Here is a 12044-nt window from a genome sequence, read left to right as displayed (position 1 = left end):
CAACATTGGTTAAGGAACTAAAGTGTAAAAAACTTTAGTTCCTTTTTGGTGCTAAAAGATTCAGGATATTAACCTAATGATAAAAAAGAGAGGGATATTCCTGCTAATCTTGACTATTTTGGAATCGGTTTTTCTTTTTCTATGCTTATTTTATTGCGCTTTGTTTCTGCTCCTGTCTTTGCAGCATAACTCCCATCAAAATTAATGGAATAATGTTTATCACTGCAAGGATATTTCCTTGAAAGTCTGTCCCGATAAATAGACCGTGTAATGTAACCAATATATAAAGAATGGGGTTCAATGCATGTAATTTTCGCCATTTTTGATAGCCAAGCTTTTTCCGTGCCTTTGAGGTTACAACCGTGATGCTTAAAAAGTACAACGATAAAGCACCCATTGCCATAGGTAATGGTTTATAGTTGGTGTTAAACGGAATGAGGACCTCATACCATTGGAACGAAATATACGTATCGATCAGTAAGAGTCCGACATGCACAAGGACAAGATAAAGCGCCCAATTTGACAATGATTCGTGTAAAAATAACGTTATTGTAACCTTCTGTTTCCGCTTTTTCTGGACTTGCGAGTACAATCCAATGATGACTGATAAGTATAGTAATAGATAAGCAACTGTACCTGTCGCTCGAATCAAAAACCATTCAAACATCTCCAATTTACTCGCCTCCTCTCCAAACATCTCCGTATTTATTGATTAAAACGGCATGAGTGCCTTTTTCCTTTATCCATTCGGGGCCATCCTTTTCGCCTAAAAAAAGAATTGTTTTTGCCCAAACATCGGCTTCTAATGCGGTTGGTGCGGTAATTGTTGATGAAACAATCGTGCTTTCAGATGGATTTCCTGTTCTTGTGTCAATTAAATGGTGCTTCCATTCACCATTCACACGCCATTTTCGTTTCATTGAAGTGGATGTTGCGACCGCACCATTTTCCACCTTAATTGAAGAAATCATATTTGTTTTTCCAAAAGGATCCTCAATCCCGATGTTTAATGGCCGGGGCAAATTACCAAAAATCCGAATATCACCGCCAACATTGATAAATCCATAGCCAATCTTATTTAACAACTGAGCGGATTGATCGATGACCCAGCACTTGGCAATGCCACCAAGATCAATTTTTGAATGTAAACTAACAGTCTGTAATTCTTCATTAAGCGTATATGGTTGTGTATGGAAAGCAACGGAGGAACGTGTCGGTAATTCAATTTCACGATCCCTAATGAATTCGATAGATTTTTCATACCCATTGTTTTCGAGAGCATCTAACACACTTGGATTAAAAACGCCATCTGTTTCCAAATAAAACTGATATGCCTTTGTGAGAATGGAAAACATTTCGCTAGATACAGGTACTTCTTTTCCAACTTGTTGATTCATTCGTGATAGCTCGCTATCGGCACGAAACCTGCTGCACGTATCCTCTATCATTGAAAACTGTTTATAGATGGGCATCAAATCATTGGCATATAGTTCATGACTAATCGAAATTTGCACAATCGTGCTCATGGAATGGAAGTTGTATTGATACATTAGGTTCCACCTGTGGTTGTATCAAAGCCATGATGATGACCAGATTGACCGAACGATGGGACGCCGCCGTTTGAATATTGACCTTGCTGCTGATCACTGTTATCAAATGCCTGTCCGCCATTATCGAAATTATTACTTTCCCCTTGATCATTCTGATTATATTGTGAAGAACGATCATCACCCCAAGAACGATCAAAATCCTCCCCTTGTTGTGGATTAAAGCTGCCTGGCGACTGCTGATTTGCATTATTATCAGATTGCTGTCCCTGGCTTAATGTCATTTGATTGTCTGTTTTATCACCGTTAAATATCCCAAGATATGAAACCATCCCAGCTACTAGAGCTAAGCTGCCAAAACTGACACCCCAAGAGATTTTTTGTTTTTTATCCATTGCAAAAGCTCCTTTCCATTTGACCTCAAAAAGAAGTGTACAAGGACAATCTTAAAAAAATCTTAACTTCCTAATTTTTAAAATTCTGAAAATAGGTCAATAATGATAGAAAAAAGAGAGGGAGATAAAAGTGATACAGGTTAAACTATTTGATCGGGAGCATGAAAAGGATTTGGAAAAGGAAATGAATCGGTTTTTAAGAGGGATTGATGAAAAAAGTCTTTTAGATATTAAATATAATGTTGCTGCGATGGCTGAAGAGGAAGAAGAAGAGCAGATATATTGTTTTTCAGCGATGATTATTTACAAGGCCTGATGGTTACATCAGGCCCGATTTTTTGAAGTTAGGGCAGAATTCGTCCCGGCAAGTCTGCCAGTCACAAGGGCAGAGGTGATATTATATCCGCCAGTATAACCGTGGACATCAAGAATCTCCCCGCAGAAATACAGCCCATTCATTAATTTTGAACCCATTGTTTGTGGTTCGATTTCTTTAACAGATACACCGCCCCCTGTCACAAATGCTTTATCGAGCGGCAGGGTGCCATTTACTTTAATAAGAAACTGCTTGCAGCTTTTTGTAAAACTGCGAATTTTTTCATTTGAAATCGTGCCACCCTGTTCAGCTGGGTCAATCCCGCTATTTTCTAATAAAAAGAGAAGATATCGCTCTGGGACCAGTCCTTTTAGCGTATTTTTGATACTTCTTTTAGGCTCATTTTTTACAAGCTTGACGATTTCTTGAAAAATCTCTTCTTCTCGTTTGTCAGGCAGAACATCGAGGCTCATCGTCACTTCTTTAAGCTTCCACTTTTTCATCGCTTTGACAACAAACTGACTGCAGCGAAGAACGGCCGGCCCGCTGATGCCAAAATGAGTAAACAGCATATCCATTCGATGCGTGATAATTGGCTTGCCTTTAGGATTCATCACGGATAAGTTAATGTCTCGTAATGAAAGTCCTTGAAGTGTTTTATCTTTAATAAAGGGTTCATTAGAGGTAACAGGGACTTCCGTTGGGAATAAATCTGTAATCGTGTGTCCCGCTTTTTCTGCCCATGCATAGCCATCACCTGTCGAGCCTGTATGTGGGACGGACTTTCCGCCGACTGCAATGACAATCGATTTTGCGCTAATTTCTTGCCCATCCTTTAACAAAACGCCAGAAACATGACCATCTTTATACATGACATCAGCAACGGGACTGTTTTGGAAGACTTTTACTCGGAATTTCTCCAATTGTTCTAAAAGCACATCGACAACCGATTGGGCTTTGTTCGACACCGGGAACATCCTCCCATGATCCTCTTCCTTTAATTCAACTCCCAGTTTTTCGAAAAATGCGATGATATCTTCATTACTAAAAATCGAAAAGGCACTATATAAAAACTTTCCGTTTCCCGGAAGGTGTTTAATAATTTCTTCAATCGGCAGGCGATTGGTAACATTGCAGCGGCCGCCGCCCGAAATGGCAAGCTTCCGTCCAAGCTTGTCTCCTTTATCAATTAACAGCACCTTCACACCTTTTTCACCAGCAGCAATGGCCGCCATTAATCCGGATGGGCCGCCGCCGATAACAATAACATCGTATTCCATATTTCCACCAACTTTTTATTAATTCGTCACTTCATTATAAACATTTCTTGTGAAAATAAAACGAAAACCGGGGGATTCTTGAGAAAAATTACATGGTTGTGAGTAGCGTCTGAGAGAAAGAAGTTGTAAACTACTAATAGTGTGCAAAAAAAGTCGAATTTTTTCTTCGGGTAGGAAGGGATTTTATGCAATCTAAGCTTTTAAGAGGAACCTTTATTTTAACGCTGGGTACCATTTTATCAAAGGTGATTGGCTTAATTTACGTTATTCCATTTTTTCAAATTGTCGGCAGGGAAGGGACAACGCTTTATCAATTCTCCTATGTTCCTTATACCATTTTTATTAGTATAGCAACAGCAGGAGTCCCGCTTGCCGTTTCAAAATTTATTTCAAAATATAATGCCCTTGAGGAATATGCCGTCGGCAGGAAGTTGTTTAAATCCGGCTTAGTGATCATGCTGGCAACAGGGGTAATGGCCTTTTTGATTATGTATCTTGCGGCACCGACATTAGCGGAAATGAGTGTGGGTGATAAGAAGGCAAATTTAGATAATGTCACAACGGTTATGCGGGCTGTCAGCTTTGCGTTAATTGTTGTTCCATTTATGAGTCTCATTAGAGGATTCTTTCAAGGGCACCAATCGATGGGCCCTTCTGCACTTTCACAAGTCGTGGAGCAAATTGTCAGGATTGCGTTTACCCTTTTGGGGGCCTTCGCCGTCTTGCATATTTTTAATGGAAAAATGGTAACGGCTGTAAGTGTGGCTACGTTCGCTGCCTTTATTGGTGCCATTGGCGGATTAATCGTATTATTTTGGTATTGGTATAAACGAAAACCGTATTTAGACGAACTGCTATCACATGATAAGGGCACAATTGATATCTCCCTTAAGGATATTTATAAGGAAATTCTTATTTATGCTTTTCCGTTCGTGTTAGTTGGAATAGCTAATCCTTTGTTCCAGGCAATTGATCAATTCACCTTTAGCCAGGCGATGGAGGAAATTGGGAAAAAGAAATTTGCGGAAGCTTTCTTCTCTATTTTGAATTTTGAATCCCACAAAATTGTCATTATCCCAGTTTCTCTGGCAACAGGTTTTTCGTTAACACTTGTACCAAGTATAACGAGAGCCTTCGTTGAGGGAGAGGGAGCAAGCCTAAACCGCCAGTTAAATCAGACCTTTCAGGTACTGCTATTTTTAACATTGCCTGCAGCTATCGGTCTTTCGTTGTTGGCAGAACCTGTCTATACGGCATTTTATCAGCATGATTTAATAGGTACTGAAGTATTAAGGGCATACGCACCTGTAGCCATTCTATTTTCCTTATATTCTGTCACCGCAGCTATATTACAAGGAATCAACGAACAACGGTTTACGGTGTTAAGTTTACTTGTAGGATTATTAATTAAATTAACTCTAAATATTCCGTTAATAAAATTGCTGGAAACACGAGGAGCGGTATTGGCAACGACAATTGGATATGTTGCAGCCATTCTCATCAACTTTATTGTGATTAAGACATATGCCCGTTATCCATTCCGCCTCGTTTGGAGAAGGAGCCTGCTAATTGTCATTTTTGCTGGATTCATGTGGGTGGGTACAGAATTAATGTATAAACTATTATTGTTATTCCTTTCTCCTTCATCAAAGATTGAGTCTGTGCTAATAATCATCATTTGTGCCGCTGTCGGCGCCGGAATTTATTTTTATCTTGGTTTAAAATCGGGGCTTGCCTCCCGCTTATTTGGGGAAAAGCTTGACAGGTTATTGGTAAAATTAAAGCTTTCTAAAAGGAGGGGAACGGCGTGAGAATTGATAAGATGCTCGCCAATTTAGGCTATGGCAGCCGCAAGGAAGTCAAGCAGCTGCTAAAGAGCGGTGCAGTGAAAGTGGATGACGTGGTTGTCAAAGATGCGAAGCAGCATGTCGATCCTGCTAATCAAACTGTAACTTTAAATGGTGAAGTGATTGAGTATAGGGAATTTATTTATCTAATGATGAACAAGCCGCAGGGGGTATTATCAGCGACAGAAGATAATTCTTGTGAAACGGTTATCGATTTATTGGAGATGGAGGATCAGGTGTATGAGCCCTTTCCTGTTGGCCGGCTCGACAAGGATACAGAAGGCTTGCTGCTCATCACCAATGATGGACAATTGGCACATCGTTTGCTTTCCCCTAAGAAGCACGTACCGAAGACGTATTTTGCTGTGATCGATCGTGAAGTGACTGAGGCGGATGTTGCGGCTTTTGCCAAAGGAGTAACATTAGATGACGGGTACGAAACAAAGCCTGGCGAATTGAAAATCTTAAAATCGGGTATCCGCTCTGATATCGAGTTAACCATCACCGAAGGCAAATTCCATCAAGTCAAAAGAATGTTTGAAGCTGTTGGAAAAAGGGTCGTTTACCTACAGCGGATTTCAATGGGGCCTCTGCCGTTAGATGAAACACTCGAGCTTGGCGAATACCGGGAACTAACAGAAGAGGAAATTGAGTTATTGAAAGAATACCAAGTGAAATAGAAAACTTTTTTGAAAAAGCAGCTATTTAGCTGCTTTTTGATATTCCTATTGATAAGCATTAATATTCAACAAATCTTGTAAATAACTATTTCAAAATTCCTTTTTTGCAATTCCTCGATTAACAGCGGTAGTGCCTTTTTGGTCTCAATCTTATCAGAATCGGAGTGCATTAAGATGATGTCGCCGTTACGAACGTTAGCAATGACATTGTTAACGATATTTTGGGAATCCTTTTGCGACCAATCCAGAGTATCGATTGACCATAAAACAATCGAAAATCCTTCTTGCTTGGAAATTGCAGCTACTTGTGCGTTTGTATCCCCATATAGTGTTCTTAGAAAAGCCGGTTCTTTACCGATTACGGACTGGATTTCCTCTCCGGCATCATCAATTTCTTTACGAGCAGCTTCTTTACTTAATTTCGTTAATTCCACATGATGATTGCTGTGGCTGAGGACTAAGTTTCCTTGATTAAATGCCTGTTTCACAACATCAGGGTGTTCCTTCACTTTATTTCCTAAAAAGAAGAAATTCCCCTTCACATGATAGGCAGCTAAAATATCAATGATTTCCGGGGTGATGGTTTGATCTGGGCCATCATCAAAAGTAAGGGCAACTTTCTTTTTATTAGGTCCATTAATTGAATGTCTTGGTTCACTTTATAAACATAAATAGTTTCATTGTTGTTGTCTTTCACTTCCGCAGGCTGCCCGAATTCTTTTACAACCATCAGGTCAGTAATCTCCTTCAAATCATTTGCATATGAGCGTACATCGAAAAGGTCTCCTGCCTTATTGTAGCCGAGAACAACATTTCATTTTCTGTAATAATTTCTTCCTCCTTCCCATAATCATAACAAATTTACCATTGTTTTTCGTAAAAATTAAAAAGGACAAAGCATGAAGCCTTGTCCTTTAGAGTGATATTATCTATTAAGCATTTAAGAAGGATTTCAACATCCAGTTATGTTTTTCGAGTTTACCCATGAGACCAAGGAACATATCACTTGTGACTTCGTCGTCATTTTGTTCTGCAACTGTCATCCCAGTTTTTAATTCATCAATAATTATTGAAAAGTCCTTGATTACGGCCTGAACCATTTCATCTGCCGTTAATTTATCATTTGTTTCTTTGATTGTTGCAAGCTGAAGCGACTCTTTTAATGTTGAGATAGGGCTGCCGCCATTTGCGAGTAATTGTTCCGCGAATTCATCGATTGTTGCTGCCGCTTCATCATATAGTTCTTCAAACTTTGCATGCAGGGTAAAGAAGTGCGGGCCTTTTACATACCAGTGAAACTGGTGTAATTTTGTGTATAAAACATTCCAGTTAGCAATTTGTTGGTTGATTACTTGTTCAATAGTCATTGAGCATTCCTCCTAATTTCTTATCTAAGTTAATTATAACACATATTATTTTATAATCAATATTTATTTATAATAATTATAAATAAGGTTAATCCTTTTCTATAAAAAAGTCATACCCGCTAATATTATGAATCCATAGCTTCGCATTTGACCCGTTTTGATTAGCAATCCATAGATCTCTGTGCGAATCTACAAGATCAGTGTATCGCAACCATGTTAATGTATTGACGGATGGTAGATATACCGGATTATAATCACCAAAGTCCTTCGGCGGATGAGAAATTTGAGATTGCTTTGGTTCCCCAATTTTTATCAAAAATAAGGAAGGGTCAGGCCGCTTCATGGCATCATTAGACCACGCACTTTCTTTAACCCTTGAAACGATTAAAGAATTATCATCCGTCCACGTAAATCCGAGTTCCGCGAACTTTGGCGGTGTAAGGCTGATGGATTTAAAAGCAGGAAGATCAGTAACTTTCATATCCTTATCTTTAAAGCCAAAGACTATTCTGCCGCCACCGGCAATATAGCCTAAACGATCTTTGTGAAATGCCCACTTTACAATGGAATCCCCATTTATTTCATCGATTGGCTCAAAATTTTTACCATCTGACGAAATTACGCAAACCAAATTACTGTCCATTGACCAGGAAGCTGTTGGACTGACCACAAAGGAGATCCACTTTCCATCAGGGGAGAATTGGAATTTATAGGCATCGATCGCCAGTAAGCTGATATTCCCTTTTTTTAGTTCACTTGGAATGGTATAAAGTTTCTTCACATTTTTTGTTAGACTGGTGGTTTTAGATAAATCCCTTTCAAGACCGATTTGAAAAAGAACCGGATTTGTCCAGCCGTCTGGTCTGAGGTTAGCACCCGAAGCTGTAATAAAAGAGCGGCCATCAGGATACCAGCTATAATCTCCGACACCTAATGCAATATTATAAAAGTGTTCAAGGTTGGAAACATTCAGGACACCGCCGCTTTTAAAGGCAAGAATATTCTCTACTGGCGACCATTTAGGGTTGTTTCCGTCAATGGTAATCTGTTTGTGCTTTTTTGTTGCGAGATTGTACACCCATATTTCTGTCTGGAACTCAGTGTTCGGATTAAGTTTCTTTTTTGCTTCAACTTGATAAGCAATCCATTTTCCGTCATGTGACCATTGGGGAGGATAGTCATACCTTGCTGCCTCCTTCGTTACTTTTTCTTCCTTGCCATTTATTTTTGTCCAAAGAAAGCCATCCCTGACAAAAGCAACCTTTACATTATTCTCATTAACGGGCTCCGCAGTCACTAAGCCGCTTGGCACCAATATTAGAAAAATAAATAAAATACAAAACTGCCTTTTCATCCTTTCACCTCCTCAAAGAAGACCTTCAATTATTTTCCTCAAGAGGGCGGGAAATATGATGAAATTAACTTCTTTTTGAAAAAATAAGTAACCGAGTATAACAATGGGTACTATAAAGGCTAAATAGGTTTTAGGATACGAAGGGGGAAGAAAACATGAAGCTTACACATGAGGAGGCCATTGAGTTACATGGCTTTAATAACCTGACGAAGTCGTTAAGTTTTAATATGTACGATATTTGTTTTACACGAACGAGGGAAGAGCGAGAAGCATATTTAAAATATATTGATGAAGAATACAGTGGAGAAAGATTGCAAAAAATTTTAAGGCATGTTTCTGATATTATCGGTGCCCATGTATTAAATGTAGCCAGTCAGGATTTTGAGCCGGCGGGCGCGAGTGTAACAATGTTGGTGTCAGAGGGACCTGTCGCTAATGCCCCGTCAGAATCATTCGAGGAATCCCCAGGACCGCTGCCTGAATCAGTGGTGATGCAGCTGGATAAGAGTCATATTACGGTGCATACCTATCCGGAATTTCACCCCGATGAAGGTATCAGCACGTTTCGGGCGGATATTGATGTCTCTACCTGTGGAGAAATATCGCCGCTTAAGGCTCTCCATTATTTAATCCGTGCATTTGAGACCGATGTCATGACAATTGATTACCGTGTCCGCGGCTTTACAAGGGATAAAACGGGGCACAAGCTTTTTATTGATCATGAGATTAACTCGATTCAGAATTATATCCCGGAGGACGTCGGTGAATTATTTGATATGATTGACGTCAATGTCTATCAAGAGCATATCTTCCACACAAAGTGTAAGCTGCGCGAATTTGATTTAAATAACTATTTGTTTGGCTATACAAAAGATAAGTTAACCCCGGATGAGCATATTGAAATCACTGAGAGATTAAAGCTTGAGATGGATGAAATCTTTTATGGAAAGAATATTGTACAATGAAAGAGCGCAGATCAATCAGCGCTCTTTTTGGGCGTGAATTATCCATTTAATAAATGATGAAGCATTCTACTTTTATCATCAAAAAATTGTTTCATAATCCGATAGTGGTTTGTTTCTTCAAGTGTGCTCTCCCTCATTCCATCTTCGGTAAATTCAAAGATTTTTGCATCTGGATATGCCATGATGATTGGGGAATGGGTTGCGATGATAAATTGGGAATTTTCGTTAATCAGGTCATGAATTCTCGTTAGCATCGACATTTGCCTTAGCGGTGAGAGCGCCGCTTCAGGTTCATCTAAAATGTATAAGCCATTTCCGCCAAAACGATGCAGGAATGTAGCAAAAAAAGCCTCACCATGTGACTGTTCGTGCAGGGATACTCCGCCAAAGGAATCAATAATTGGCCGGCCTCCGCCTTGCTTATCCAATTCCTCAATATTAGATGCCACATTATAGAAACTTTCCGCCCGCAAGAAAAATCCATCCCTCGGTTTATCAATTCCTTTTATAACTTTAAGATAATCCCCTAGCATCGAATGAGAATCATATGTAGAAAAGTTGAAATTAATAGATCCACCTTCTGGATTAAACCCTAACGACACAGCAATTGCCTCAAGTAAAGTCGATTTACCCATTCCATTCTCACCAATAAGAAATGTTACATTAGGATGAAATGAGAGTTCGTCCAATGTCTTCAAGATAGGCAGATTGAAAGGGTACTTATTAAAAGAAGGGATTTCATCTCTACTCAATTTGATACTTCGTATATATTGCGTGTTTAACATACTTTTTTTCCTCTCTTATTTTTATCTATTGTAACATATTGCCAAAATAGAGCTGGAAGTTATCGATTAAAGCATATTTTGATAGCCCATCCCATACATTGAAATGACTAGATGATGGGGGGATGACTATGCAATTTTACTATGGCCCGCAAATGCCGCTGCGGATATTAGATGAAGCAGAATTTTGGAAGCACCAAGAAGAGGAACACACGGTTGTCATCCGAGAGCTGGTGTCAGGGCTTGAGCCAGAATTTGTCGATGCCTTAAAAAAATGGGAGCAAGCACTTGGGAAAACACACAAGCAGGTTGTCAGTTTCATTGAATCCGTAATTCGCTCCGGTTCACAGGTATCGGATCAATTGTATCAGCAAGTGCTCCAACTCGTATCTTATTGCCTGGAGGAGAGTGAATCGTTTATTCAACTATGTGAGCAAATAAAAACACATAGCCAAGCGGTAAGCAGCAATCATACCGCAAAAGTGGTATTAAATCACATCATTCGTGAATCCGAGTACTTTGTTGGAATCGCCCGAGCGTTGTTATCCAGCGGTCAATAGACAAAATAGTTGAATGAAAAGCGATTTTTACGGTGACTTTACTTAATGTAGAGTCACTTATTTAATGCTTGACATGAAACCAAATGGTGTTATATTATTTTAAAGTGAAACCAAATGGTTACATATTTATAAGATGAAGAGGAGCTATTAAAATGGAAAATCAAACACAAACATTACCGGATATTAGACATACTCTAGTATACAATGCACCCATTTCGAAAGTTTGGAATGCTGTTGCGACATCAGAAGGCCTAGCTGCCTGGTTCATGCCGAATGATATGGAGCCGGTTGAAGGACATGAATTTCATTTAAATGCCGGTCAATTTGGGATGTCACCATGTAAAGTAACGAAAGTCGATCCGCCTAATAGCCTTTCATTTAAGTGGGGAAAAGATTGGACACTGACGTTTGAATTAAAAGAAGTGGAAGGAAAAACAGAATTTACGATGATTCATTCCGGCTGGGATGCAAACAAAGTTACTGAGTTTGGTGCTCCGCACACTCCAATTCGCGACAATATGAATCAGGGCTGGGCAGGTCTTGTGAAAAAATTGCAAGGATATGTTGAGGCATAAATGGCTGCAACTCCCGCAAAGCATGATGTCTTTCAGGCAATTGCCGATCCAACTAGGCGAAAATTGCTGAAACTTCTAAGTAAAGAAGAGATGCCTGTTACTGCGATTTGCGGACACTTCCCGATGACCCGGACGGCCGTTTCTAAGCATCTCCGAGTATTAGCTGATGCCGGGTTGGTCAAAGAGCGGAAAGTCGGCCGGGAAACAAGGTACAAGCTAGAGCCGGAACCACTAGTTGAATTAAAAGACTGGCTTCAGTATTTTGAACTATTTTGGGAAAATAAGCTGACCGCCCTAAAACGGTATGTGGAGTCGGATGAAAAGGAAAAATAAATGACCAGAGCAACAAATGCTAATAAAAAACGGCCGGCAAAAA

Annotated in this window: 15 protein-coding genes and 1 pseudogene; 7 read left to right on the top strand and 9 right to left on the bottom strand. The window is 39.6% G+C overall.

The features are described 5' to 3' along the window. Positions 1-145 precede the first annotated feature (145 nt). From FAY30_RS18755 to FAY30_RS18745, 3 genes are read right to left on the bottom strand one after another with little or no spacing between them, the layout of a single operon-like run. Positions 146-667 (bottom strand): ferric reductase-like transmembrane domain-containing protein, encoded by a 522-nt coding sequence (locus FAY30_RS18755; protein ID WP_223821014.1) that lies wholly within the window; start codon positions 665-667, stop codon positions 146-148. A gap of 7 nt (positions 668-674) precedes the next feature. Then, positions 675-1550: an FAD:protein FMN transferase gene (locus FAY30_RS18750; RefSeq protein WP_149871307.1), complete on the bottom strand. Its 876-nt coding sequence runs from the start codon at positions 1548-1550 to the stop codon at positions 675-677. Further along, the gene (locus tag FAY30_RS18745; RefSeq protein WP_149871306.1) at positions 1550-1942 is read right to left on the bottom strand and encodes a hypothetical protein; all 393 of its coding nucleotides are present in this window, start codon (positions 1940-1942) and stop codon (positions 1550-1552) included. The genes FAY30_RS18750 and FAY30_RS18745 overlap by 1 nt, the downstream gene beginning before the upstream one ends. Before the next feature lie 130 nt (positions 1943-2072). Here FAY30_RS18745 and FAY30_RS18740 point away from each other — a divergent pair, with 130 nt between their 5' ends. Then, positions 2073-2258 carry a sporulation protein Cse60 gene (locus FAY30_RS18740; RefSeq protein WP_149871305.1) on the top strand — a complete coding sequence of 62 codons (186 nt, stop codon included), beginning with the start codon at positions 2073-2075 and terminating at the stop codon, positions 2256-2258. Positions 2259-2266: 8 nt separating this feature from the next. Here FAY30_RS18740 and FAY30_RS18735 read toward each other — a convergent pair whose 3' ends face one another. Beyond that, the gene (locus tag FAY30_RS18735; RefSeq protein ID WP_149871304.1) at positions 2267-3538 is read right to left on the bottom strand and encodes a BaiN/RdsA family NAD(P)/FAD-dependent oxidoreductase; all 1272 of its coding nucleotides are present in this window, start codon (positions 3536-3538) and stop codon (positions 2267-2269) included. 185 nt (positions 3539-3723) lie between these two features. Here FAY30_RS18735 and FAY30_RS18730 point away from each other — a divergent pair, with 185 nt between their 5' ends. Beyond that, on the top strand, positions 3724-5349 hold the full coding sequence (locus FAY30_RS18730; RefSeq protein ID WP_149871303.1) for a putative polysaccharide biosynthesis protein: 1626 nt from the start codon (positions 3724-3726) through the stop codon (positions 5347-5349). Beyond that, positions 5346-6065 (top strand): pseudouridine synthase, encoded by a 720-nt coding sequence (locus FAY30_RS18725; RefSeq protein WP_149871302.1) that lies wholly within the window; start codon positions 5346-5348, stop codon positions 6063-6065. The genes FAY30_RS18730 and FAY30_RS18725 overlap by 4 nt, the downstream gene beginning before the upstream one ends. A gap of 65 nt (positions 6066-6130) precedes the next feature. Here FAY30_RS18725 and FAY30_RS18720 read toward each other — a convergent pair whose 3' ends face one another. From FAY30_RS18720 to FAY30_RS18705, 4 genes and pseudogenes are all read right to left on the bottom strand, one after another. Then, positions 6131-6646: a polysaccharide deacetylase family protein gene (locus tag FAY30_RS18720; RefSeq protein ID WP_263315365.1), complete on the bottom strand. Its 516-nt coding sequence runs from the start codon at positions 6644-6646 to the stop codon at positions 6131-6133. Then, positions 6619-6867: pseudogene (locus FAY30_RS18715) on the bottom strand (DUF4309 domain-containing protein); the annotation flags it as partial. The gene FAY30_RS18720 and the pseudogene FAY30_RS18715, both read right to left, overlap by 28 nt. A 130-nt stretch (positions 6868-6997) precedes the next feature. Further along, a complete protein-coding gene (locus FAY30_RS18710; RefSeq protein WP_149871299.1) occupies positions 6998-7432 on the bottom strand; it encodes a Dps family protein in 435 nt (144 codons plus the stop codon). Positions 7433-7520: 88 nt separating this feature from the next. Then, positions 7521-8786, bottom strand: a complete 1266-nt coding sequence (locus tag FAY30_RS18705; protein WP_149871298.1) for a TolB family protein — start codon at positions 8784-8786, stop codon at positions 7521-7523. A 155-nt stretch (positions 8787-8941) separates the two neighbouring features. Between FAY30_RS18705 and speD the strand changes: the two genes are divergently transcribed. Continuing rightward, complete coding sequence (gene speD / locus FAY30_RS18700) at positions 8942-9751, top strand: adenosylmethionine decarboxylase (protein WP_149871297.1); 810 nt, start codon at positions 8942-8944, stop codon at positions 9749-9751. Positions 9752-9789: 38 nt separating this feature from the next. Here the strand turns inward: speD and FAY30_RS18695 are convergent, their stop codons facing one another. Continuing rightward, a complete protein-coding gene (locus FAY30_RS18695) occupies positions 9790-10536 on the bottom strand; it encodes an AAA family ATPase (protein WP_149871296.1) in 747 nt (248 codons plus the stop codon). Between the two features lie 128 nt (positions 10537-10664). On the opposite strand from FAY30_RS18695, the gene FAY30_RS18690 reads away from it, so the two are divergent. The 3 genes from FAY30_RS18690 to FAY30_RS18680 all read left to right on the top strand — a co-directional run bounded on the left by FAY30_RS18690 (position 10665) and on the right by FAY30_RS18680 (position 12001). After that, positions 10665-11093, top strand: a complete 429-nt coding sequence (locus tag FAY30_RS18690) for a DUF2935 domain-containing protein (RefSeq protein ID WP_149871295.1) — start codon at positions 10665-10667, stop codon at positions 11091-11093. 152 nt (positions 11094-11245) lie between these two features. Beyond that, a complete protein-coding gene (locus tag FAY30_RS18685) occupies positions 11246-11668 on the top strand; it encodes an SRPBCC family protein (protein WP_149871294.1) in 423 nt (140 codons plus the stop codon). Beyond that, positions 11669-12001, top strand: a complete 333-nt coding sequence (locus tag FAY30_RS18680; protein ID WP_149871293.1) for an ArsR/SmtB family transcription factor — start codon at positions 11669-11671, stop codon at positions 11999-12001. Positions 12002-12044 lie beyond the last annotated feature (43 nt).

Source organism: Bacillus sp. S3 (assembly GCF_005154805.1).
In the GTDB taxonomy this organism is placed as follows: domain Bacteria; phylum Bacillota; class Bacilli; order Bacillales; family Cytobacillaceae; genus Neobacillus.
This window is presented reverse-complemented; position numbering and strand designations above follow the sequence as displayed.